The organism is Bifidobacterium sp. FKU (genome assembly GCF_026016385.1).
GTDB lineage: Bacteria > Actinomycetota > Actinomycetes > Actinomycetales > Bifidobacteriaceae > Bifidobacterium > Bifidobacterium infantis.
In genome coordinates, this window is sequence record NZ_CP092888.1 from 405593 (window position 1) to 429812 (window position 24220).

Annotated in this window: 23 protein-coding genes, 1 pseudogene and 1 riboswitch; of the genes and pseudogenes, 18 read left to right on the plus strand and 6 right to left on the minus strand. The window is 60.2% G+C overall.

What is annotated here, in order from left to right; all coding sequences use genetic code 11:
- Positions 1 to 88: 88 nt before the first annotated feature.
- The 12 genes and pseudogenes from MMB48_RS01855 to MMB48_RS01910 all read left to right on the plus strand — a co-directional run bounded on the left by MMB48_RS01855 (position 89) and on the right by MMB48_RS01910 (position 13450).
- Positions 89 to 793, plus strand: a complete 705-nt coding sequence (locus MMB48_RS01855; protein ID WP_029680021.1) for a response regulator transcription factor — start codon at positions 89 to 91, stop codon at positions 791 to 793.
- 236 nt (positions 794 to 1029) lie between these two features.
- Positions 1030 to 2163 carry a phosphate ABC transporter substrate-binding protein PstS gene (gene pstS, locus MMB48_RS01860; RefSeq protein WP_032744612.1) on the plus strand — a complete coding sequence of 378 codons (1134 nt, stop codon included), beginning with the start codon at positions 1030 to 1032 and terminating at the stop codon, positions 2161 to 2163.
- Between the two features lie 203 nt (positions 2164 to 2366).
- Positions 2367 to 3320 carry a phosphate ABC transporter permease subunit PstC gene (gene pstC / locus MMB48_RS01865; protein WP_012576795.1) on the plus strand — a complete coding sequence of 318 codons (954 nt, stop codon included), beginning with the start codon at positions 2367 to 2369 and terminating at the stop codon, positions 3318 to 3320.
- Positions 3320 to 4318: a phosphate ABC transporter permease PstA gene (gene pstA / locus MMB48_RS01870; protein WP_012576796.1), complete on the plus strand. Its 999-nt coding sequence runs from the start codon at positions 3320 to 3322 to the stop codon at positions 4316 to 4318. The genes pstC and pstA overlap by 1 nt, the downstream gene beginning before the upstream one ends.
- A gap of 53 nt (positions 4319 to 4371) precedes the next feature.
- A complete protein-coding gene (gene pstB, locus MMB48_RS01875; protein ID WP_007051433.1) occupies positions 4372 to 5151 on the plus strand; it encodes a phosphate ABC transporter ATP-binding protein PstB in 780 nt (259 codons plus the stop codon).
- A 296-nt stretch (positions 5152 to 5447) separates the two neighbouring features.
- A complete protein-coding gene (locus MMB48_RS01880; protein WP_032744613.1) occupies positions 5448 to 6026 on the plus strand; it encodes a LemA family protein in 579 nt (192 codons plus the stop codon).
- A gap of 63 nt (positions 6027 to 6089) precedes the next feature.
- Positions 6090 to 8360: a DUF2207 domain-containing protein gene (locus tag MMB48_RS01885; protein WP_012576797.1), complete on the plus strand. Its 2271-nt coding sequence runs from the start codon at positions 6090 to 6092 to the stop codon at positions 8358 to 8360.
- Between the two features lie 9 nt (positions 8361 to 8369).
- Positions 8370 to 10408, plus strand: a pseudogene (locus MMB48_RS01890) (DUF2207 domain-containing protein).
- Between the two features lie 314 nt (positions 10409 to 10722).
- On the plus strand, positions 10723 to 10893 hold the full coding sequence (locus MMB48_RS01895) for a hypothetical protein (protein ID WP_168928626.1): 171 nt from the start codon (positions 10723 to 10725) through the stop codon (positions 10891 to 10893).
- A gap of 207 nt (positions 10894 to 11100) precedes the next feature.
- A complete protein-coding gene (locus tag MMB48_RS01900; RefSeq protein ID WP_032744616.1) occupies positions 11101 to 11964 on the plus strand; it encodes an aldo/keto reductase in 864 nt (287 codons plus the stop codon).
- 91 nt (positions 11965 to 12055) lie between these two features.
- Positions 12056 to 13111: a nucleoside hydrolase gene (locus tag MMB48_RS01905; protein WP_032744617.1), complete on the plus strand. Its 1056-nt coding sequence runs from the start codon at positions 12056 to 12058 to the stop codon at positions 13109 to 13111.
- Positions 13112 to 13258: 147 nt separating this feature from the next.
- A complete protein-coding gene (locus MMB48_RS01910; protein ID WP_032744618.1) occupies positions 13259 to 13450 on the plus strand; it encodes a hypothetical protein in 192 nt (63 codons plus the stop codon).
- Positions 13451 to 13818: 368 nt separating this feature from the next.
- Here the strand turns inward: MMB48_RS01910 and MMB48_RS01915 are convergent, their stop codons facing one another.
- The 5 genes from MMB48_RS01915 to rpsP all read right to left on the minus strand — a co-directional run bounded on the left by MMB48_RS01915 (position 13819) and on the right by rpsP (position 16883).
- A complete protein-coding gene (locus MMB48_RS01915) occupies positions 13819 to 15036 on the minus strand; it encodes a type II toxin-antitoxin system HipA family toxin (protein WP_008782865.1) in 1218 nt (405 codons plus the stop codon).
- Positions 15037 to 15043: 7 nt separating this feature from the next.
- Positions 15044 to 15337 carry a helix-turn-helix domain-containing protein gene (locus MMB48_RS01920; RefSeq protein WP_012576804.1) on the minus strand — a complete coding sequence of 98 codons (294 nt, stop codon included), beginning with the start codon at positions 15335 to 15337 and terminating at the stop codon, positions 15044 to 15046.
- A 193-nt stretch (positions 15338 to 15530) separates the two neighbouring features.
- Positions 15531 to 16145 (minus strand): ribosome maturation factor RimM, encoded by a 615-nt coding sequence (rimM, locus tag MMB48_RS01925; RefSeq protein WP_032744620.1) that lies wholly within the window; start codon positions 16143 to 16145, stop codon positions 15531 to 15533.
- Between the two features lie 22 nt (positions 16146 to 16167).
- Positions 16168 to 16401 (minus strand): RNA-binding protein, encoded by a 234-nt coding sequence (locus tag MMB48_RS01930; RefSeq protein WP_007051427.1) that lies wholly within the window; start codon positions 16399 to 16401, stop codon positions 16168 to 16170.
- Between the two features lie 20 nt (positions 16402 to 16421).
- Positions 16422 to 16883, minus strand: coding sequence for a 30S ribosomal protein S16 (gene rpsP / locus MMB48_RS01935; protein ID WP_032744621.1), 462 nt, complete (start codon positions 16881 to 16883; stop codon positions 16422 to 16424).
- A 277-nt stretch (positions 16884 to 17160) separates the two neighbouring features.
- Between rpsP and MMB48_RS01940 the strand changes: the two genes are divergently transcribed.
- From MMB48_RS01940 to ribE, 6 genes are all read left to right on the plus strand, one after another.
- Positions 17161 to 17958: an aminotransferase class IV gene (locus MMB48_RS01940; RefSeq protein WP_032744622.1), complete on the plus strand. Its 798-nt coding sequence runs from the start codon at positions 17161 to 17163 to the stop codon at positions 17956 to 17958.
- Positions 17955 to 19349, plus strand: a complete 1395-nt coding sequence (pabB, locus tag MMB48_RS01945; protein ID WP_032744623.1) for an aminodeoxychorismate synthase component I — start codon at positions 17955 to 17957, stop codon at positions 19347 to 19349. Before MMB48_RS01940 ends, pabB begins: the two co-directional genes overlap by 4 nt.
- A riboswitch (FMN riboswitch) is annotated at positions 19348 to 19462 on the plus strand. (Overlaps the previous gene by 2 nt.)
- 99 nt (positions 19463 to 19561) lie before the next feature.
- Complete coding sequence (ribD, locus tag MMB48_RS01950) at positions 19562 to 20689, plus strand: bifunctional diaminohydroxyphosphoribosylaminopyrimidine deaminase/5-amino-6-(5-phosphoribosylamino)uracil reductase RibD (RefSeq protein ID WP_230581259.1); 1128 nt, start codon at positions 19562 to 19564, stop codon at positions 20687 to 20689.
- The gene (locus tag MMB48_RS01955; protein WP_032744624.1) at positions 20674 to 21303 is read left to right on the plus strand and encodes a riboflavin synthase; all 630 of its coding nucleotides are present in this window, start codon (positions 20674 to 20676) and stop codon (positions 21301 to 21303) included. Before ribD ends, MMB48_RS01955 begins: the two co-directional genes overlap by 16 nt.
- Positions 21304 to 21320: 17 nt before the next feature.
- On the plus strand, positions 21321 to 22526 hold the full coding sequence (locus MMB48_RS01960) for a bifunctional 3,4-dihydroxy-2-butanone-4-phosphate synthase/GTP cyclohydrolase II (protein ID WP_032744625.1): 1206 nt from the start codon (positions 21321 to 21323) through the stop codon (positions 22524 to 22526).
- Complete coding sequence (ribE, locus tag MMB48_RS01965) at positions 22527 to 22994, plus strand: 6,7-dimethyl-8-ribityllumazine synthase (RefSeq protein WP_012576812.1); 468 nt, start codon at positions 22527 to 22529, stop codon at positions 22992 to 22994.
- A gap of 91 nt (positions 22995 to 23085) precedes the next feature.
- Here the strand turns inward: ribE and MMB48_RS01970 are convergent, their stop codons facing one another.
- Entirely contained in the window at positions 23086 to 24195 is a 1110-nt protein-coding gene (locus tag MMB48_RS01970) for an endonuclease/exonuclease/phosphatase family protein (RefSeq protein ID WP_032744626.1), read from the minus strand.
- Positions 24196 to 24220 lie beyond the last annotated feature (25 nt).

Below are 24220 nucleotides of genomic sequence, written 5' to 3' on the forward strand. Positions count from 1 at the left end.
ACGGCAGGCTAACGGAGAACAAATGGTTACGATGGTGTCGGAAAACTTTGCGCCTATGCGCACGGGAACATACCCAAGAAAGGCTACTATGGCACGCATTCTTATCGTCGAAGACGAGGAATCCTATCGCGAGCCGCTGGTATACCAGCTCACACGCGAGGGGTACGACGTGTCCGCCGCCGCCACTGGCGAGGAAGGTCTGGAACTGTTCACCAAGGGCGGCATCGATTTGGTGCTGCTTGATTTGATGCTGCCGGGCATTGACGGCACTGCGCTGTGCCGTCGCATTCGTGAGCAGAGCCGTGTGCCGATTATTATGCTCACCGCCAAGAGCGCCGAAATCGATAAGGTCGTCGGCCTTGAGATTGGCGCGGACGATTATGTGACCAAGCCGTACTCCTTCCGTGAGCTTCTGGCGCGCATCCGGGCCGTGATGCGTCGCAACCAGGCCACCGCCCAGGCCTCCGGCACCGTGGACGACGACATTCCGCTGGTGTGCGGCGACATCGCCATGCAGGTGGGCCAGCATCAGGTCACCGTGCGCGGCGAGACCGTGTTCTTCCCGCTCAAGGAATTCGAGCTGCTCGAATATCTCATGCAGAACAAGGGCCGCGTGATGACCCGTCATCAGCTGATCGACCGCATCTGGGGCTCGGATTACGTGGGCGACACCAAGACGCTCGATGTGCATGTCAAGCGCGTGCGCTCCAAGATCGAGGAGGATCCGGCGCACCCCAAGTATCTGACTACCGTGCGCGGTCTCGGATACAAGATCGATACTCCCGCGGAGTAAATGGAAGGCGGCCTTCGGGTCGCTTTTTTGTTGTGGATTGTGGGCTCGCCGCAGGCGAGTCCGCTCCAAAAACTACGTAGCCTCAACGTAGCCCATAAACATCCAAGTGTTCATCTTCTGTTTACTGATTTCGGTTCCGCCTTTTCGAAACCGCTAATAGTCTTGTAGTTGTCAAGAATTGACCGGGCGGTTTCGCTCCGCCCGCGAATAGTTGATAGAGGGATTAGGTAATAATCATGCAGAAGAACATCCTCGTTCGCTCCATTGCCGCGCTGTCCGGCATTGTGATGCTTGCTTCCGTGGTTGCCTGCGGCGACAACAGCGCCGCGAAGACCGACAACAACGCTTCCTCCGACTCCACCGCCAAGGCCGCTCCGGTCTCCGGCGACTTCCAGGGCGCCGGCGCCTCCTCCCAGCAGGCCGCCGTCGAAGCTTGGATCGCCGGCTTCCAGGGCTCCAACCCGGACGCCAAGATCGCCTACAACCCGTCCGGTTCCGGCGCCGGCGTGCAGACCTTCCTGACCGGCGCCACCGCATGGGCCGGCTCCGACAAGGCCCTCGCCGATAACGAGGTCGAGCAGTCCAAGTCCGTGTGCGCCTCCGGCTCCGCCTTCGACGTTCCGGTCTACATCTCCCCGATCGCCGTGGTCTTCAACCTCAAGGGCGTTTCCGATGCCGGCAAGCACATCAACATGGACGCCGCCACCATCGCCAAGATCTTCGACGGCAAGATCACCAAGTGGAACGACCCGGCCATCGCCGAGCAGAACAAGGACCTGAAGCTGCCCGACACCGACATCACCGTCGTGCACCGCTCCGATAAGTCCGGCACCACCCAGAACTTCGTCTCCTACTTCAAGGACGTCACCCCGGACAACTGGAACTACGACCTCTCCGAGAACTGGCCGAACGAGGTCGGCCAGGGCGCCAAGGGCACTTCCGGCGTGATCTCCACCGTCAAGCAGGCCGACGGCACCATCGGCTACGCCGACTTCTCCCAGGTCGGCGATCTGGGCACCGTGGCCGTCAAGGTCGGCGAGAAGTACAACGTGATCTCCGCCAAGGCCGGCTCCAAGGTCATCGAGGACTCCAAGCAGGACACCACCGTCACCGGTGACAACCGCGTCGTCATCAAGATCAACCACGCCACCAAGGCCGACGGCGCCTACCCGATCGTCCTGGTCTCCTACGATGTCGTCTGCCCGGCCTACAAGGACGCCAAGCAGGCCGAGTTCGCCAAGGCATGGCTGACCTACGTGACCTCCGACGAAGGCCAGAAGGCCGCTCAGGATGCCGCCGGCACCGCTCCGCTGCCCGCCTCCCTGAAGACCAAGGTCGCCAAGTCCATCGAGGCCATCAAGACCAAGTGATGCCGTCGGCCCACAGGGTCGCATGGACTGGGCCTGACCTCTGAACGCCGAACTGTGAATGCACAGTCGCCAGCATGAAGCCGCAGTCGTAAACCATACGGCTGCGGCTTCAGTCGGGTCAGGACCCCAACGGTTTGACAACGTCGCCGACGGGCAACCGCACCACTCGAATACTTGATAACCACCCTATATAAGGAGAATCCGTGAGTTCGCAAGACAAAACGGTTGTACAGCCGGTTGGCGGCAAGACCGCCGACAAGGTGTTCCGCGGTGTGGCATACGCCTGCGGCATCCTGATCCTGGTTGTGCTCGCCGCTGTGTTCCTGTTCCTGTTCTTCCGCGCATGGCCGTTGATCGGCGGCGATCAGGCCGCCAACAGCAAAACCGTGTCCAGCTTCACCGGCGGCAAGGCCGACAACTTCTGGAGCTATGTGCTCCCGCTGCTGTTCGGCACCGTGCTGGTGTCGCTGCTGGCGCTGCTGATCGCCTTCTTCGTGTCCATCGGCATCGCGCTGTTCATCTCTCATTACGCACCCAAGAAGCTCGCCACCGCGCTGAGCTATGTGGTCGATCTGCTCGCCGCCATCCCCTCCGTCATCTACGGCCTGTGGGGCGGCCTGATTCTGGTGCCCGCCATCTACCCGTTCTGGAACTGGGTGGCCAACCATCTGGGCTGGATCCCGCTGTTCGAGGGCCCGGCGGCCAACCCGTCGCGTACCGTGGCCACCGTGGCCGTGGTGCTCGCCGTCATGATCCTGCCGATCATCACCTCCATGTCGCGCGATATCTTCATGCAGACCCCGCGCCTGCATGAGGAGGCCGCGCTGGCGCTTGGCGCCACCAAGTGGGAGATGATTCGTCTTGCCGTGCTGCCCTTCGGCAAGTCGGGTATCGTGTCCGCCTCCATGCTGGCTCTCGGCCGCGCGCTTGGCGAAACGATGGCCGTGTTGATGATCCTGTCCCCGGGCCTCAACTACTCCATCAAACTGCTGCAGGCCTCGCAGAACCAGACCATCGCCGCGAACATCGCCGCACAGTACCCTGAAGCCAACGATCTGGGCGTCTCCACGCTGATCGGAACCGGTCTGATTCTGTTCCTGATCACCTTCGTGGTCAACTTCATCGCCCGTAAGCTTACCGAGAAAGCGACTGCGTGATGACTGCTGCCGAGAACACTGAAAAGACCCCGATGTCCGGTGCGCCCAAGATCGATTTCGATCGTTTCCGCCCGACCCGTTCCGCCATCCAGCGCCGTAACGTCATGGACCGCTTCATGTGGGTCCTGATCGCGGTGGCGTTCGTGATCGCCTGCATCCCGCTGGTCTCCCTGCTGTGGACCACCATCGTCAACGGCGCCAAGCGGCTGAACCTGAACTTCCTGAGCTACAACATGACCGGCGTGGTCGGCGGCAGCCAGACCCCGTCCGGAGGCTACGGCGGCGTGCTCCACGCCATCATCGGCACGCTCGAGATCACCGCCGGCGCCATGATCATCTCCATCCCGATCGGTCTGATGTGCGCCGTGTACCTGGTCGAATACTCGAACCGCGGCAAGCTCGCCACCACGATTTCCCTGCTCGTCGACGTGATGAGCGGCATTCCCTCCATCGTGGCCGGCCTGTTCGCCTTCTCGATGTTCACGATTCTGCTGGGCCCCGGCACCATCAACGGTTTCGAAGGCTCCGTGGCCCTCTCCCTGCTGATGCTGCCCACCGTGGTCAAATCCTGCGAGGAGATGCTGAAGATCGTGCCGAACGACCTTCGTGAGGCCTCCTTGGCGTTGGGCGTCACCAAGCAGCGCACCATCACCAAGATCGTGCTGCGCACCGCCCTGCCCGGCATCGTCTCCGGCGCCATCCTGGCCATCGCCCGCGTGATCGGCGAGACCGCCCCGCTGCTCATGACCGCCGGCTTCATCGCCAGCACCAATGTGAACCTGTTCTCCGGCCAGATGACCACCCTGCCGGTGTACGTCTACCAGGAGTACTCGAAGCTCAACGCGAACTGCCCGCCCAACGCCGACGCCACCTGCGTGACCACGATCCCGATGGAGCGCGCCTGGGCCGCCGCCCTCGTGCTGATCGTCATCGTGCTGCTGCTGAACCTCATCGGACGAATCGTGGCGAAGGTCTTCGCCGTCAAGACCGAACGCTAAGCCCAGCCGCTCAGCCTAAGCCTTAAGAACACAAGGAAACATAAGGAAACATCATGGGACAACGTATTGACGTCAACCACGAGAACATCTACTACGGCGACTTCCTGGCCGTCGAGGATGTGAACATCAACATCGAGCCGAACAAGGTCACCGCCTTCATCGGCCCGTCCGGCTGCGGCAAGTCCACCGTGCTGCGCACCCTGGACCGCATGCACGAGATCATCCCCGGCGCGCACGTCGAGGGCGAGGTGCTGCTCGAGGGCAAGAACCTGTACGACAAGGACGTGGATCCGGTGGCCGTGCGCCGCGATGTCGGCATGGTCTTCCAGCGCCCGAACCCGTTCCCGACCATGTCCATCCGCGAGAACGTGCTGGCCGGCGTGCGCCTGAACAACCACCATCTGGCCAAGTCCGACGCCGACGATCTGGTCGAATGGGCCCTGCGCGGCGCCAACCTCTGGGAAGAGGTCAAGGATCGTCTCGACAACCCCGGCATCGGCCTGTCCGGTGGCCAGCAGCAGCGTCTGTGCATCGCCCGCGCCGTGGCCGTCCATCCGCAGGTGCTGCTCATGGACGAGCCCTGCTCCGCTTTGGACCCGATTTCGACCCTGGCCGTCGAGGATCTGATCAACGAGCTCAAGAGCGACTACACCATCGTGATCGTGACCCACAACATGCAGCAGGCCGCCCGTATCGCCGACTACACCGCCTTCTTCAACCTGAAGGCCGTGGGCCAGCCCGGTCACCTCGAGTACTTCGCGGACACCATCACGATGTTCAACAACCCGCAAAACGAAGAAGCCGAGCGCTACATCTCCGGTCGCTTCGGCTGATCGTTTCCTGCGCGCGGCGTAATGATTTGTGCGTAGGAGAAACGGCAAAGCCCGCCGCAAGGCGGGCTTTCGCATATTGAGGGCGAGTATTGCCGAGTATTACCGTTCTCGCAACGGAGCGAGCTGGAATACTTCGTCGGACTGGGCGGCGACTTCCCGCTTCGGTCGATCGACGGGAGAACGGCGGGTAAAGCGGTACAAGACAAGTCCGCACGATGAATACTCTGTGATGAATCTTCTGTTTACGGTGCGAGTGTGGAAGAATGGTCACAGCAAGGTCCAGCAAAGGAGCATAGGTGAGTACTGGTCTGATCGTCGGCATTGTCGTTGTCGTTATTATCGTTGTCTTGATTGGTTGGGGCGTCAGCGCCTATAACAACTTGGTGACGCTGAAGAACCGTGTGAAGAACGGTTGGGCGCAAATCGACGTGCAGTTGAAGCAGCGCGCCGACCTCATCCCGAACCTGGTGAATACCGTCAAGGGGTACGCATCCCACGAGTCTGAAGTCTTCACTCAGGTGACCGCCGCCCGCGCCGGCGTAGTGGCTGCGGCCAGCAACCCGAGCACGACCACTGCTCAGCGCGCCGCCGCCGAAAACCAGCTGTCCCGCGCCCTGTTCAACCTGCAAGCCACGGCTGAGGCATATCCGCAGCTGCAAGCCAACCAGAACTTCATGGATCTGCAGAACCAGCTCAAGGAACTGGAGAACAAGATCGCCTACGCCCGTCAGTTCTACAACGACGTGGTCCTGAAGCTCAACACCGCCATCGAAACCGTGCCGACGAACATCATCGCCGGTCTGTTCCACTTTGAGCAGGCGCAATACTTCGAGGCCGATGAGGCTTCCCGTCAGGTGCCACAGGTCCAGTTCTGACCCGCTTCAGGCCCGTCCGGTAAGCCGCCGGCCGGGCCCGTATTGTCTTAAGAGAGGGAAGATATGCGGATACGATTCATTCGCGCCGGAATCATCAGCATTGTTGCCACGGTGGTGTTGGCAGTTATCACCTTGGCGATAATCGGGACTTCCGCGTTCGGCGATTCGGCCGACCTCAGCTACCGCACGCTGGACTATGACGTGACCGCCACCGCGAACGGTGATTTGAAGGTCACGCAGCATATCGACGTCAAGATGCGTGAGCGTACCGACAGTGACGACAACACCAAGCCGTGGAAGCAGCTGTTCCAGCAATACACGCTGAACTCCGGCACCTTGACTGATATCAGCGATATCAGCGTGCGCAACGTCACCGACGGCATCGACTACGCACAACAGAGCGAGCCCAAGCTGCCCAGTGACGTCTCTTCCGACAAGGAATGGAACAGCGACTACGCCAACCATTGGTATGTCGCCGATGTGAGCGATGGCAGCGACCATCCAAAGGCATACACGCCCGGTACCGATGGCCTCAAGCCCAGCGCCTCCGCCACCGAAGATGACACAACCGTGGAGATCGGCTGGAATATTCCGGTCACCACCGAGGCCGACAGCATGAAGTTCGATGTAAGCTTCACCATGCACGATGTGGCCACCAAATGGAAAGACGTGGCCTCCTTCCAATGGGAGCCGTTCGGCAAGAAGAACCAAGTGCCTATCGGCACGGTCACCGGCACCGTCCATTTCCCCAACGGCATCACCGGCAAAACCTCATGGACATGGCTGCACACCGAGCGCACCTCGGAAACCAAGCGCAACAGCGACGGCAGCTACACGTTCACGGCCTACAACATCCACAATGGCGACTACCTCGATGTGGTCGCGGCGTTCGATGCCGCCAAAGCCAAGGGCATCGCCCGCAAGGGAACCGGCAATCATCTCAAGGACCTGAAACAGGACGAATATAAGCAACAGCAGCGCTGGCTCGACAAGCAACGATTCGCTGCCAGAGCTCGTCTCGTGTTCTGGATTGTCAGCATCGTGCTCGGCATCGCGTTGTGCGCGTGGGGTATCTGGGCTGTGATCTCCAGCAACCGGCGTGCGCAATACAGTGGCAGCGTCGAATACTGGCGCGACCAGCCCGGCATCAGTCCGGCTTCCGCAGCCCGTCTGATTCGCGTGGTCGATCCGTCGACGCGCCAATCCGATGAAGACCGCCAGCTGACCGCCACCATGCTGTCGCTCGCCGTCAAGAAGGCCATCGCCATTTATCCGGGGCCGTCGGACATGTATCGCGGCATCGACATGAGCCAGGCCACGCCGGTGGGCTTGAGCCAAATGATTGCCGCCGACCAAGGCAAGCAGTATGCGGCAGGCATCACCAGCACCATCGTGATTCTGCCGCTCGCCATTGATGAGGCACCCAACGCGCAACAGTTGGGATTGAGCGAATCGGAAGATGCGCTGCTGAACCTGCTCATCGTCATTTCTCAGCGCGTGGGCAGCCCGGTATTCGACCTGAACCAGATGAAGGCGACCTGCCAGAACTGGCAAGACGGCTATATTGAGCTCGGCAAATTCACCGGTGCATGCAGCATGGAATACCAGCGGCTGGGTGCCACGCGCTCTGTGGACTGGCAATGGATCCTACCCGGCGTATTGGCCGCCGTGCTGGGATTTGGTTCGCTGCTGGCCAACAGCTTTATCGGATACCCGGTGGCTGGTCTTATCGGGCTGCCGATATTCCTGGTCGGACTGTTCTGCTCGATGGCCGGCGCGATGACCGTGCTCACTGATCAAGGGCAGGATATCGCCGGCCGGACTCTGGGCCTTAAGCGTTATATGGAAGACTTCTCCAACTTCACCGACCGGGGTACCGCCGATTTGGCCTTGTGGGATTGGTATATGGTCTACGCCGCCGCGTTTGGCATTTCCGATCGCGTGATGCGTGAACTGGCCAAAGCATATCCTCAGGTCAACGACCCGGCTTGGCTGGATGCCAATGCCTCCAACTCGTTGTTCTACTGGAACTACCGCCCGTATGGCTGGTACAGCCACCGTCATAATGGTCCATTCGACCACGATGCTGCCGGGCAGATGGACCTAGGCGTTGGCGGCCCAGCTCCGGCTTACGGAGGCACGTCGTTTGCCGGCGGATTCTCCGACCTCGGCTCGCAGCTGAACTCCGGTCTGGCGGACATCAGTTCGACCATCAGCGCGGCAGCACCATCCGCCGATTCCGGTGGCGATTTCTCCAGCTTCGGTTCGGGCGGCGGCTCCGGTTTCGGCGGCTCGTTCGGTGGCTCAGGTGGCGGCTCGTTCGGCGGGCGGTAGCGCATGCCTATGCCGAAACGCATTGTTCGTGCCCTGGGCTTAAGCCTTGTCGGTGCGCTGATTCTTGCCGCACTCTGTGCCGGTGCCTTGATTCTCGGCACAGATGGTGCCGACCTGAGCTACCGCACGCTTGATTACGATGTGACCGCCACCGCCGACGGCGATCTTAAAGTCACGGAGCATATCGATATCAAGTTGCGCAAACGCAAGGATGACGATGGCAAGACCAAACCGTGGAGATCGGCTGGAATATTCCCACCACCGTAAAAACCAACAGCATCAAGTTCACGGTGAGCTTCACCATGCATGACGTGGCCACCAAGTGGAAGGACGTGGCGACCTTCCAATGGGAGCCATTCGGTGAGAACAATCAGGTGCCGATTGGTACGGTCACCGGCACGGTGCATTTCCCCAAAGGTGTGACCGCGAGCAACTCGTGGACTTGGCTGCACACTGAACAAACCTCGGAAACCGGCCGAACCAAGGATGGCAGCTTCACCTTCACCGTAAATGATGTGAAAAGCGGCGAGTACCTAGACGTGGTGGCCGCTTTCGACGCGGCCAAGGCGGGAGATATGGCTCGTGTCGAGACCGACGATCATCTGCAGGAGTTGAAGGAAGACGAAGCCGACGACGAACGGTTCTGGCGCAATCTGGAACGCCAACGCTCCACAAGGCGCCTGAACAACTGGATGACCACCATATCGGCCGGCCTGATATTCGGGATTATTGGTGTTGTTGCAGCCTTACGCTCCTCCGGACGTTCACGTTACCGTGGCTCCATCGAATATTGGCGCGATCGCCCCGAGCTGAGCCCCGCATCGGCGGCCAAACTCATCGATATCGTGACTTCCGGCGACAAACCCGACATTTCCGAGCGCCAACTCGTCGCGACCTTGCTTTCTCTGGCCGTGAAGAAAGTCATTGCTGTGTTCCCCGGTTCGGCGGACCTGTATATCGGCGTGGATCTGAAACAAGTTTCTCCGGTGGAGCTCAGTCAGCGAATCGGGTCCGATCCATACAAGCGCAATAATGCGCGTACCAATAGCACGATTGTGATGCTGTGGCAGTCCGATTACGGCGTATCTGAGGGATTTGATGAATCAGTATTCGTCGAATCCGTATTTGATGGATCTGGATCTGGCGGATCTGGATCTGCCGCATCTAGCGTGTCCGATGCACACCAGCCCGATCTCAGTGCTTCTGAGCGGGCATTGCTCTATCTGCTCACCGTGATTTCCGAGCGCGTAGGTCGTACGGCATTTGACATGGATGACATCAAAGACGCCTGCAAGGATTGGAAAGACGGCTACAAGGAACTCGAAAAGTTCACCAATGCGTGCAAGACCGAATTCGCGGCGGCGGATATCGCGCCGAAAACCGAGAACGGATGGCTCATTCCCGGGGCAATCACCGTGCTGATCGGTGGCGCCAGCATATTCATCAACGGTTTGGCCGGATATCTGGTGGCCGGGGCCCTCATCGGCATTCCCCTGATGACGGTCGGCATATTCTGCTTCCTGATGGGGAATTCCTACGTGCTGACCGATCATGGTCAGCAGATGGCCGGGCAATGCTTGGGTCTCAAACGATATATGCAAGGCTTCTCGAACTTCAAGTACCGTGGAGTCGCGGATTTGACGCTGTGGGATTGGTATATGGTCTACGCTGCCGCATTTGGCATATCCGACCGGGTGATGCGGGAGCTGGCCATGGCCTATCCGCAAGTATCCGATCCGGAATGGCTTGATGCCAATGCCTCCGACACGGTGTTCTATTGGAATTATCGTCCGTACGACTGGTATGGGTTGCGTTTCTACAATGGCTCGGCGTTCGCGGATTCCGTGGCTGACAGCGGATTGGCCGGAGCGGTGCCAGCGTTCGGGGGCACGTCGTTCGCGGCTGGGTTCTCTGACCTCGGCACGCAATTGTCGTACGGATTTGCGGATATCACCGCGACAATCAATGCGGCCTCGCCATCCGGTGGCTCAGGCGGCTTTGGCGGTAGCAGCGGCGGTTCCGGCGGCGGTTCGTTCGGTGGGCGGTAAGCGATGTGCTTCTGAAAGTCCCTATAGCTTTGAAAGTAAAAGGCCCGGTGTCATAAGACATCGGGCCTTTCTCTCAAAATCGAGGTGAGGAGACCTCAACAGTCAGGTCCAACGGGGCGAAAGTCTGTGGCGCCGCCGAGAAGATTGCCTCGAAGCTAGCGTGACCTTTCTGCTACAACACAGCATACCAGCCTCCACCGAAGCTCACCAGTACACTGGACTGACCAAACCAAGGTCTACTAGCGTGCCACTTTGGCGCGGTGTCGTTGTGTCAACCGGCATAATGACGTCTCAAAATTCAAGAGGAGGTTCTCATGGTAGGCAACGACCATGACAACCGTCCGAGACAAGACCGGCAATACCGGGAAGGTCTGATGACCGGCCTGTTGATCGCCCTGGCCAATCAAGTTGGACAGGGATGGTCGACGGCCATCATCATTGCCGCACTGGTATTGCTGGGAATGAGTCTCAGACGAGGCCACTGATTTATCAGCGGAACAGCCGGAATCCATGGGGTTCCGGCCCCTCGTTTTCGCTGAACTGGGTATGAGTAAGTTGCGTTTTCTATTCCGTGAAGTTGCGGAAATTTCATAGATTGATTGTGCGGGCAGGCCGAGAGTGTGAAATCCAACGGGATGCTTAGGCTTGATTGTGGATATCGAGTTTCCATAAGTTTCACGAAGGGAATCACCATGGCATTGTTCCGCACTCTCGGATCAGTCTCCACCACCGCCATCGGCCACGGCGAAATGCCGCTGACCATCGAAAACAACCGCGGCCATGAGGTCGGCATCGAAACCCTGCACGCCTCGCTGGACGCCGGCTGCCGCCACATCGACACCGCTTGGGCCTACTACTGCTCCGGCGGTGAAGAACAGACCGGTGAAAAGCTGGTGCGCGAGGCCCTTGAGACTTGGAAGGGGCCGAAGGACGAGGTGCTGGTGGCCACCAAGGTGGGCCACTTCCGCAACTTCACCGACGGCCGCCCCACGTGGGATGTGGACGGTCGTCCGGAGAACCTGATTCGGCGCGGCAAGGAGAGCGCACTGGCGCTCGGCGTGGACGCCATTGACCTGCTGTACTTCCACCGCCCGGACCCGAAGGTGCCGTACAACGAGTCCGTCGAAGCCATCAAGCAGCTGGTGGACGAGGGCGTGGCGCAGGAGGCCGGTATCTCCAACGCCTCTATAGAGCAAATCGACATTGCGCGCGGCATTCTGGGCGACAAGCTCGTGGCCGTGCAGAACCAGTACTCGCCGATTCACCTGGAGACCCAGGGCACGCTCGACTACTGCGCCAAGGTCGGTCTGGCCTTCGTGTGCTGGAGCCCGCTCGGCGGCTACCGTCACCCCTATGATGAGACCAAGTTCGACCCGTTCCGCGAGGTCGCGGCGGCCCATGGCGTGAGCTACCAGCAGGTCGTGCTGGCATGGGAGCTCGCCAAGGGAGATCACGTGTTCGTGATTCCCGGCGCCCACCGTCCCGAAACCATTCTCGACTCCCTGAAGGCCGACCGGCTCGAGCTCACCCCCGAAGAGCTCGCCAAGCTCGGCTGATTGCCCATTCCCCATCCTCCCGAATTTGTGCCGCTGACGTTGGCTTAACGTCACAAATTCGGGAGGATTGATTCGTCTTGAAGGAACCGCCATGCGCAAAAAACTCATCCTCGACCTCGATACCGGCATCGATGACGCGCTCGCCATCGCATATGCCCTAGGCAGTGCCGACGAGATCGATCTGATCGGTATCACGGCCACCTACGGCAATGTCGCGGTGCCGCTGGCCGCGCGCAACGCGCTGGCGGTGGTGCACTTGTTCGGCCGTGACGACGTTCCGGTCTATCCCGGAGTCGACCATCCCATCGCCCCGGCAACATTGCCGAAAATGCGTGGCACCACACCAGACGAGCGGACCCAGGCCTACGCGCGCTGGCAGAACGGCGGCGCGGACGGCTGGCAAACGGACGCTTCGTGGGCACCAACTCCCGGCTCGGTGGCGGTCCACCATCCCAACGGCATCGGCGGCGCAATCATCCCCGACTCCCCGCGCGCTCCGGAAGCACCAGGCTCGGCGGTCGATTTCATCATCGCCGCCGCGCGCGAATACGGCCCGGACCTGACCATCGTACCTACGGGCGCGATGACCACCATGGCCACCGTATTCCGCAACGCTCCGGACCTGAAGGATTCCGGCGTGAACGTGACGTTGATGGGCGGTGCGTTGACGCTGCCCGGCAATGTAAGCCCGGCCGCCGAAGCGAACATCTCCCAAGACCCAGAGTCAGCAGACTATCTGTTCAAGTGTGGCGCACGCACCACCATGATCGGCCTCGACGTGACCCACCAGACCGCGCTCACCCGTGAGAAAGCCCATGAATGGGCGTCTCTGGGGACGCCGGCCGGCGACTTCCTCGTCACCATGACCGACTACTACATCGACTTCTACCTGAAGAACCAGCCGGAGATTCGCGGATGTGGACTGCACGACCCGCTGGCCGTGGCCGCCGCGCTCGACCCATCGCTGGTCACGACCTTCGGGTTCAACTTGCAAGTCGATCTCGAGGGCCCGTTCCGAGGCCGTACCATCGGCGATCGCTCACGGCTCCAGGACCCCGACAAACACACCCAAGTCGCATTGGGTGTCGACGTGTCGGAATTCCTCGACCGCTTTATGGCTCGCGTCACCGCCGCGGCTCGTGGGTAAATGCTTATGCTTTGGCGGTCGTGTCGGTTGCTGAAGCGTCGGTTAGTAGTGCGGACAATGCGGTTCTAGCTTCCGGGGTGATCCACATGGTGTGTGGACAACCCTGTGGATAACTAGCGGTACGATTCGTCGTCGTGTATATGCGGGATGGCATCGGTCGGTGTCATCGGTGTGCTGGTGCATATGGATGAGAATACCGATTTGGCCGAGCTTCGCCCGTTCCTGGTGGTAATCATGGAGGAGGCGAGAAAGCGGGGGACTAGTGTGATGCTCGTTCCGGCCGACGAGGGGATTGAGGGACTGTGCCGTATGGTGCGTCAGGGCTTCTCTGCGCTCTGAGCCCAGCGGCTCTCTATTCGGGGCACGCCATTGCAGCGGTGGCGTGCCCTTTTGGGGATGCTCGAATAGGGAAGTAGGCAAGGATTTTTCATTTGGTGCCGTCCGAGCTAATTGGCTATAAACGTATCGAACGTGCCTGTAACCGATGGAGAAAACGTAAGGAAAGAGTTCTCGGAACTTTGTCATCTGCCTGAACTGACCTTTAGCAGTCGGATGCCAATCAGCTGCCGTATGACGTGTCGGCCACGCAGTCATCGCAATCGTTGCTCTCCGGTGTGAGGACCGCCGCGACTTTTTAAGCGATACCAGAGACATACCGAGGCCGGAGCCACGAGACGAGTAACAGTTTGCGGTAGATCCCCATCGCTCTACTGCAGAGCATGAACCGCCTTATCAAAACGTTCGGCCATCAGATTGATGGAATGCATGTCAATGCGGCGCATCGCTGCTCGAGATAATGCCTGAGATAAGGCTGATCGCAATGTCGGCAACCAATGATCCGCATATTTACGGCTTACACCGAACAAAGACAGACTCTCATCGGACATCAATTTATCTATATCGACTTCGGTGTCACCTAATAATGACATCTGGTGTGAGTCGGGTAGCGACGGATCGAATGGTTCAGGATTCATGTCAAAAGCGGGTGCCAATTGCCAGGAATTATTCTTACGCAAATACCCGTGGTTTCGTAGATGGTCATCAGTGTTGCCGATGGCCGCGCCAAACATTGCTCTCCGCCATAGCTCTATGGTGTCTCCTCCTGCCCTACGCGTAAATTCTGCTAGATCCAACCAGTCTCCGCCGTCCCCATCTCTTGCTTCCAGCGCGGTCATTGCGGATATATAAGGTAATCGCTCCATTCGCTCAACTGATGGTGCAGACACGCGATCAAAACGGTGAGTCAATAGCACGGTCCGGCTTCTCTCCTCCGAATCCTTTATTGCAATGACGCGATGTTCGGGCACTTTGATGCCGGCCATGTTCGCGATTTCCAAGGTGACGGCTTCCCAGCCGATAACATCCCAATCATCGCCGTTCGGTTTCGGAAATTTGGCCAGCCACAGCGCATTACGATCCGACACCGAAGCTTTAGGTCGTGCGCCTCCGAGTGAGCCGGTTGCCCGATACAACCTGCGTAAGGAGACATCACTTACCTCGCGGTTCTGTTCCACCGCATCCGCAGTGTCCAATAACTCCGGCAGCTTTGACAGTACGGGTACTCCTTCATCTCCTGCCGCTGGCTTGCCATCAACAATGAATCGAATGGCACCCTGTCTTGTCAGATCGTTGACGCCGAACAAATATTCCGACTCGCTGACACGCGTCCGTTTAAGACTGCGGGAAAACACCTTTCTGCCCCAACGGTCTGGGGCGGAATCCGAAAATGGACCAAGTCCAGAGAAGAAGAATGGGGCCAACGAGCGGGGCATAGATGGGAAGAGGTCGAAGGAATCGCTGCTGATTGTGTACGTCGAATCATAGCGGAACGATAGGTCGTCGCCAGTCGCATACAATGTGCCGGCAGGAGCTTCCATTCCAGGCCCTAGCGTAATCAGTACAGTTGATTCGATAGTTTTTGCCATCAGGGATTCACCTCCGAACGCGCTTCGGGAGTTGTTGGCCAGCGCGGAGACGCCCAAGATCGGTGGAATAGGGGTCGCATGCGGCTACGAGTGTGTCAGCAAGTTGCAACACGCGCGCGATGGTTAACAGCGAATCTGACCGGACAGCCTTGCCTTGCTCCAGATTTGACACTGTGGTCGGGCTGACACCAGAGCGGTGTGCTACATCCGCAACCGTCAACATCAGTAGTTTGCGCTGTTGCGAGAACTGTTCGCCTAGGATGCGTAAGTCGCGTTTGGTGGTGGTGGGCACATACTTCATTGCGATACTCCGAGTGTTATAACATATAGTTTTCCATGAATAAAATCATTTATTCACTAGTATACTATTGATTATCTGCTATGCGATACCGGAATGAGGAAGGTTTAGCGTCTCGATGTTTCTGCTCATGCGCAAAAGGACTTTCTGCCAACAAATAGCCAGAAAGTCCTTTGGTCTCACGTGTATATGAGGTTTACAATCCCGGAATCAAACCACCGGGTGGGTCGAGCGTGAGGTATTGCTCCTCCAGATCGATGTCGGGCACCAGTTCCTCCACGAACGGCACCAACGCGGTCTTCTCGACCACATCCTCGCCCTTGGAATTCTGGCCGGTTACCACCGGCTCGGTCAAACGAATCTTGAGCAGTGACTGAGCGGGGGAGTCGACCACATCCACCACTTTGCCGACCACTTGGCCGGCGGGCAGTCCCAGACCGTTGCCCTCGACTAGACGGGCCTCAAGGCCAATAAGATCCTTGGGATACCATTCGTCGGCTTCGAGCATATCTTCTGCGTCGTCGACCTCGCCGTAGAGTTCGACACCGTTTAGGGCCTCGGCGGCATTGCGGTCGTCGACGCCCTCAAGCTTGAGAATCCAACGATCCTTGAACGTGCGTGAGCCCTCGACGATGTACTCGGTCTCGCCATCCTGGCTGTAGAGCACGGAGTCCGGCTCGAAGCGCCACTCGGGATCATCGGTGTACAGGCGCACGGTGACTTCGCCCTTCAGGCCCTGTGCGCGGCCAATACGAGCGACCCTCAGCAACTCGAGCTGCTGAGGGTCGTCGTGCATGTCTTGCTGTGCCATGCTGTGAATCGTTCCTTATCGGTTATCGACGGACGTCCATGATGTCAACGCGGACCTTGTGGTCAGACAGTGCCTGAATCACGGTGCGAATCGCGTTGGCGGTGCGGCCGCCACGGCCGATCACACGGCCGATGTCTTCCGGGTTCACGCGTACACGAAGCAGTTCGCCGCGCGCGTTCTCATGAGACTTGACGGAAACATCGTCGGGAAAATCAACGATGTTCTTGATGAGGTGTTCCACAGCCTGTGCGAGCATAGCTAGCCTTTCGTTTCCGCTCAGGCCTCAGCCGGAGCTTCTTCGGCGGCCTCTTCAGCCGGGGCTTCCTCAGCGGCGGCAGCGGCTTCGGCTTCAGCCTTAGCCTTGGCAGCAGCTTCGGACTTGGCGGCCTTCAGCTTCTGAGCCTGGTTCTCAACGGCCGCGATGCGGGCCTCGGCGTCCGGGCCAGCCTCAACGGTCTTCAGGGTGCCTTCGGCACCTTCAAGGCCCTTGTACTTCTGCCAGTCGCCGGTGATGTTCAGCAGCTTGAAGACGGGCTCGGACGGCTGAGCGCCGACGCCGAGCCAGTACTGAGCGCGGTCAGACTTGATCTGGATGGTCGAGGGCTGGGTGTTGGGGTTGTAGGTACCGATCTCCTCGATGACCTTGCCGTCACGCTTCTTGCGGGAATCGACGACCACCACACGGTAGAAGGCGTAGAACTTCTTGCCCTGTCGCTTCAGACGAATCTTGGTTGCCAAAATGGCTCTCCTTGTAATGCTAGGTGTGCGGGTTCTCGGTTTGCCATGTGGGGCATGACCGGCCGGAATCCACGTGTCCTCGCGGCTCGGGGTGTAGAGGGCGCCACGCGCGCGCGAATAACCGTACTAGTGTAACGCGGAAGCCGGATATTGCGCATCGGTCCGGTCGTGACGCACGGAATCGCCGGACGGACGGCGTGTCGGCGGCGCGCCTGCCGTCTTCATGGCTGATAGCCTGATTGATGGCAGTGCGAGACGGGAAAGGGGGCGCTGATCGATGGGTGAGTGCGTGATCGGCCCCGGTGCCCGGGCGCGTGTGGATGCGGATGACGGATTCTTCTTCGGCATGGGGGCCTTCGAGACCATCGCGGTATCCGGCGGCGCGCCCGTGTTTCTGGACGACCATCTGACGCGTTTGGGTGAGACGTTGCGATACCTCGGCATCGAGGCGCGTCGCGCCGATCTGGAGACGATGGTGCTCCGCGCATGCGCCGGACTCGGCGTATCGGACGATTCGGCCCTCAAGCTCACGGTCACCGAGCGCAACCGCGTCGTCTCGTTGAGACGCAACCCGTATGCCGCGCCGGGGGCGAAGCGCGTCTTCCGCTGCGACTTCGCCGATGTGCGCAGGAACGAATCCTCCCCCCTCGCGCGCATGAAGACGCTGGCGTATGCCGAAAACATCATGGAGAAGCGTCGCGCCCGCGGCCGCGCCGTCGACGAGCCGTTGTTCCTCAATACGCGGGGCGAGGTCGCCGAAGGGGCCGTCTCCAATGTCTTCGCCGTCATCGGGGGAGACGTCGTGACGCCTCCCGTCTCCTGCGGTCTGCTGCCCGGGGTCATGCGCCATGCCGTGATCGGGTTCACGGGGGCCGTCGAACGCCCGATCATGCCCGATGAGCTGCTTCGGGCCGACGAGGTGTTCCTCACCAACTCCCTGATGGGTGCCATGCCCGTGGCCGGTATCGGCGGCGTGGAATTCGAACCGGGGAGCGTGTCGCGCGACGTGAACGACACCTACGCCCGCATGGTGGCGCGGACGCGGGCCCGGGCGCAGACGAAGGAGTTCCGGTGAGCGCGCAGGTGTTCAAGCTCAGGACGTTCCGACCGCTTGCCGACATCGTGGAGTGCGTGCGCGGCGAGGAACGCTTCGCGTTCCTGGACTCCTCGATGCCGGGGGCGCAGGGGCGCTACTCGATCCTGGGACTCTTCCCCTATCTTGTGATCGAACATGGGCGGGGCGGATGCCTCGTCGACGGCGTTGCCGTGGAGGGTGATTTCTTCGATGTCGTGAAGAAGCGGCTTGGACCCTGCGATGGCGCGCGCGATCCGCGTCTGCCCCTCACGGGAGGCGCGATCGGGTATCTGGGATACGATTTCGGCCGCGAATCGTGCGGCGTGCCGACCAGGCACGATCCCGTCGCGGCCACACCGGAGGCGAGCATGGTCTTCTACGACCTGCTACTCATCGAGGACGTCCGGTCGCGGGCGTTGTTCTGTTGCTGCCAGGGGCGGACGATGACGGCCGCCCACGCCCTGACACGGGCGCAGGACCTGGTGGATTCATGCCCGCCCGCCCCTCATCCCGCGCGCCGACGTTCGCTCGCCCCATGCTCCTCCGATTTCACGCGGGCCGGGTACGGCGACGCCCTGGCCCGTCTCGTCGACCATCTGCGCGCCGGCGACGCCTACGTCGTCAACATGGCGCAGCGCCTGCGCCTGGAGACGTCCGAGAGCCCCTATGCCATCTACCGTTATCTGCGCACCCACAACCCGGCCCCGTTTTCCGCCTATCTGCGCGCACCGGGTCTCGACGTGTGCTGTTCGAGCATGGAACGGTTCATGGAGATTCGCTCGGGGCATGTGGTGACGCGGCCCATCAAGGGAACCCGGCCACGCGGCGGCACGCCGGACGAGGATCGGGCGAACCGCGAGGAACTCGCCCGCAGCGAGAAGGACCACAGCGAACTGCTGATGGTCGTGGACCTCGAACGCAACGACCTGTCGATCGTCTGCGAACCGGGTTCCGTCGGCACGGACCCCGACTTTGCCATCGAGACGTATCCTTCCGTATTCCATCTCGTCGCGACCGTCGAGGGGACGCTGCGCAAGGATCGTTGCGCCGTGGACGCGGTTCGCGCCGCGTTCCCCACCGGTTCGATCACCGGCGCCCCGAAGGTTCGCGCCATGCAGATCATCGACGAGCTCGAACGCGCGCCCCGGGGATTGTACACGGGCAGCATCGGGTATTTCTCCGATACGGGCGATTGCGATTTCAACGTCGTGATTCGCACCATCGTGCGGGAGGGAGGCGAGACGTCGCTCGGCGTGGGCGGAGGCATCACCGTGGAATCCGATTTCGACTTCGAGTACGACGAGACGATGCAGAAGGCCCGGGCGCTGCGTGAGGCCGCTTCCGTTGACAGGGGGAGCGTCGGCGAGTACAATCGTGGGCAAAACGAATAACTATCTTCAGGGCAGGGTGCGATTCCCTACCGGTGGTACAGCCCACGAGCCGCAAGGCATGATTTGGTGAGATTCCAAAGCCGACAGTACAGTCTGGATGAGAGAAGATGAAAGTACGTTTATGCTTCGTCGTACGCCCTGAAATGATGCCATATCATTTCAGGGCGTTTTCGTGTTCGCATGAACCTTCTTTTGTATGCCTTGGATAGCGTATGGGCGCAACATGCTTGGAGGCGTACATGGACGATGCGCGGTACATGGGACTCGCGATCGAGCTGGCGAAGCGAGGGGCCGGATACGTGAACCCCAATCCCATGGTCGGCGCGGTGATCGTCAAGGACGATCGGATCATCGGGCAGGGGTATCACGAGATGTTCGGCGGATTGCACGCCGAGAGGAACGCGTTGCGGCATTGCACGCAGTCGCCCGCCGGGGCGACGTTGTACGTCACGCTTGAGCCGTGCTGCCATTACGGCAAAACGCCGCCATGCACGGAGGCGATCGTGGAAAGCGGCATCGCAAGGGTCGTCGTCGGAACCTTGGACTGCAATCCCGTGGTGTCCGGCAAGGGCGTGCGCATGCTCGAAGACCACGGCATACGGGTCGATGTGGGGGTGCTGGCCGACGAGTGCCGGCATCTGATACGGGTGTTCAGCAAATACATCACCACGCATACGCCGTATGTCATCATGAAATACGCCATGACGATGGACGGGAAGATAGCGACCCATACCAATCGGTCTCAGTGGATCAGCGGCGAGGAGTCGAGGCGTCGGGTCCATCAGCTCCGTCGATCCGTCGCGGCGGTCATGGTGGGGGTGAACACGGTGATCGAGGACGACCCGTTGCTGACATGCCGCATGGCACACGGAAGGAACCCGGTTCGCGTCGTCTGCGATACGCGATTGAGGACGCCCCTCACCTCGCGGATCGTGCAGACGGCGAATGACGTCAGGACCTATATCGCCACCGCCTGCGATGACGAACGCAAGGCGGAGGACTACCGGCGGCACGGCTGCGAAATACTCGCCGTCGGAAGGAAGGGCGACCACGTCGATCTGGCGGACGTGGTGCGGCGCCTGGGGGATATGCAGATGGACAGCGTGCTGCTGGAAGGCGGGAGCGCGATGAATTGGAGCGCCCTCGAACAGCGGATCGTCGATGAGGCGCACGTGTACATCGCGCCGAAGATATTCGGCGGCGCCGCGAAAAGCCCGGTGGGTGGCCAAGGGGTCGCCCTGCCCTCCGACGCCGTCATGCTCCGGCCCCGCGCCTGCTCCCGGGTGGGAGAGGATTATCTGGTGGAAAGCGAGGTGGTGTATTCATGTTCACGGGAATAGTGGAGGAAGTCGGAACGGTGGCGGACATACGGAGGAGCGCCACCAACTGCACGCTGTCGGTCGACGCCACGAACGTTATGGAAGACCTCCATATCGGCGACAGCATGGCGGTGAACGGCATCTGTCTGACGGTCGTCGATTTCGACCGGCGACGCTTCACCGTCGACGTGATGAATGAGACGTGGCGCAGAACCTCGCTTGGCGTATTGCGCCACGGGAGCGGCGTCAACCTGGAACGGGCCCTGCCGGTGAACGGAAGGTTCGGCGGCCATATCGTCACCGGGCACATCGACGGCACGGGCAGCATATCCTCCGTGCGACGCGAAGGCAATGCCGTGTGGTACCGGATCGCGGCGCGAAACGAGATACTCGAAGGCATCGTCGAGAAAGGCTCAATCGCCGTCGACGGCATCAGCCTGACGGTCGCGGAGGTCACGGGAAGGGACTTCTCGGTATCGATCATCCCGCACACCTTGGCGCAGACGGTGCTGGGCGAGAAACGGGTCGGCGGCGTGGTCAATCTCGAAAACGACGTATTGGGAAAATACGTGCGGAACATGATGACGACCCGGACGGGACTGACGCAGGATCTGCTGTCCCGGTGCGGGTTCTGAGAAAGGATGCATGAATCATGAACCATCAGTCGGTGCAAGCGGCGTTGCAGGCGCTGCGGGAAGGAAAACTCGTTCTGGTCATCGATGACGAGGACCGGGAGAACGAGGGGGATCTCATCTGTGCCGCGCAGTCGGCCACCACATGGAACGTCAATTTCATGGCAACCCACGCCAAGGGATTGATCTGCATGCCCATGAGCGAGCAACTGGCCCACAAGCTGATGCTTCCGCCCATGGTCGAGCACAACACCGATAACCATGAAACCGCTTTTACGGTGTCCATCGATTACCGTGGCACCACGACCGGCATCTCCGCCGAAGAGCGGGGATTGACGGCTCGCATGTGCGTCTCCGATGACGTGGAACCCCTCGATTTCCGCAGACCGGGGCACATGTTCCCCCTGGTGGCGAAGAAGGGCGGCGTTCTGGAACGGAACGGGCACACGGAGGCGACCATCGACCTCATGCGGCTGGCGGGATTGCGCGAATGCGGCCTGTGCTGCGAGATCATGGACGACGATGGCCGGATGATGAGGACCCCCGACCTGACCCGGTTCGCCCAGAAGCATCAGATCCCGCTCCTGACCATCAAGGAACTGCAGGAATACAGGAAAGCGCACGATACGCTCGTCGAATGCGTCTCGACCGTGGCGATGCCCACGCGATACGGGGAATTCACGGCGCACTGCTATGTGAACAGGTTGAACGGCGAGCATCATGTCGCGCTGGTCATGGGGGATCTGGGCGATGGGACCGATGTGTTATGCCGGGTGCATTCGGAATGTCTGACCGGTGACGTCTTCGGCTCGTTGCGTTGCGATTGCGGTCAGCAGTTGGACGCGGCGATGAGGATGATCGCGGAGCATGGTTCGGGCGTGCTGCTGTACATGCGTCAGGAAGGGCGGGGCATCGGTCTGGTCAACAAGCTGAAGGCCTACCGTCTGCAGGACGAGGGCATGGACACGCTCGACGCCAATCTCGCGTTGGGATTCCCCGGTGACGCGAGGGAGTACTACATCGGAGCGCAGATTCTCAGGGATCTGGGGATACGGTCTATGCTCCTGCTGACCAACAATCCCGACAAAGTGTATCAATTGGAAGACTATGGAATGGAGATCCGCGACAGAATACCAATCGAAATCGAAGCCAATGCTTACGACAGTTTCTATCTCAAAACCAAGAAAAACCGCATGGGACATATCCTGAACATGGAGGAGGAATAAATGCACACGTTCGAAGGCGATCTGGTAGCCGAAAACATCACGATAGGCATCGTTGTGGCGAGGTTCAACGAGTTCATCACCTCAAAACTGCTGGCAGGGGCGCTGGACACCCTGAAAAGGGAGAATGTCCGCGAACAGGACATAGCGGTGGCCTGGGTTCCGGGCGCCTTTGAGATACCCCTGATCGCGTCGAGGATGGCCAAGAGCAAGCGCTACGATGCGATCATCTGCCTGGGCGCGGTCATTCGGGGCAGCACCAGCCACTACGATTACGTGTGCAACGAGGTCTCGAAGGGAATCGCGCAGACCAGCCTCGACACCGGTGTGCCGGTGCTGTTCGGCGTGCTGACGACGGATTCCATCGAACAGGCAATCGAACGGGCCGGCACCAAAGCGGGGAACAAGGGTTCCGAGTGCGCGCAGGGCGCGATCGAAATGGTGAATCTGATCCGCTCCATGGACCTCTGACGGCGAACCACCCGGCTGCGGGCGGGGGTCTTCCAGACGTTCCCGCCCGCTTCGCGCCACACGGCCAAGGCCCGATCGATCGCCGCGCCCGCTACCGCAGGGTGAGCGTTGCGGCCAAAGCCAGATGGTCGGTGTCCGGCACTTCGAAGGACGTCACACCGGACGGCCTGAGCCCTTGGGTGAACAGGATATGGTCCAGTTCGATGCGCGGCCACTTGAGCCAGCGCGGGAAGGTGAGATTCGGGCCGGCGGCTTGAGTCAGACTTGCGTCCTTGAACCCGGACTTGAGCAACGCGCGGAAGCTCGGGTGGTCGGTGCTCGAGTTAAGATCGCCCATAACGACGACGATATTGCGATTGCTGACGGATTGTGCACGGGCGAGTTCTCGCAGACCCAGAATGCCGGCCGACCAATCCGCGCAGCCGCGCATCGGCGATTTCGGGTGAGCCGAACAAAGCGTCACTGTGCGATTACCGGAGGTTTTGAGGGTGATGGCGGGAACGTCGGCGGCAGGGATGGAGACCACGTTGGGCACCGCTGCGCTCGGCTCGTAGCGGGAATAGATCACGTTGAATCCGCCATTATCGGTCTCTTTGGCGTCTCCGAACTGATGGTAGGGGAGGAGTTCGTTGATGTCGGCTTCGGTAAGACGTGTGATGAGGTCGTCGGTGACTTCCTGCAAGGCCAATACGCTGATATTGCGTTCGCGAATATTGCGAATGATTTCAGCGGCGTCGGCGCGTCCGTATCGACAATTCATCGTCATAACCGAGAACTGGGGCGAGAGTGTTTCACGCGTTGTTTCACGGTGCCCATCGGAGATTGTTTCGGGCCCTTCCTTCGGAGTGTTTGAGGTACCCGATGTATTGCTGTTATGGCTTTTTGACAGCGTCGGCGAAGTTGTTTCACGGGCTGTTTCACGGTGGGATTCTCTGCGTTTGCCGGCTGGGTCGATTGACGTACCCCAGTAGCTGATGCGCTGTGAGCTGGCAATCAGCGCGACCATAATAAGCAACGACATCGCAGTCCATTCATGTTGCCATGCGGCGACCGCGGCCAGAATCATCAAAGGAACCCACAACAGCGGAGTCAGGGCAATCATGTACGGAAGCGGCATGCGGGCCTCGAGACCGGCGGGCAGCGCGCTTAAGGCCGTCCATAACAGTGCGATGATTGCCACCGCGCCGAGGATTGTCGTCATGGAAGTTCCTTTCGAAATACAAATT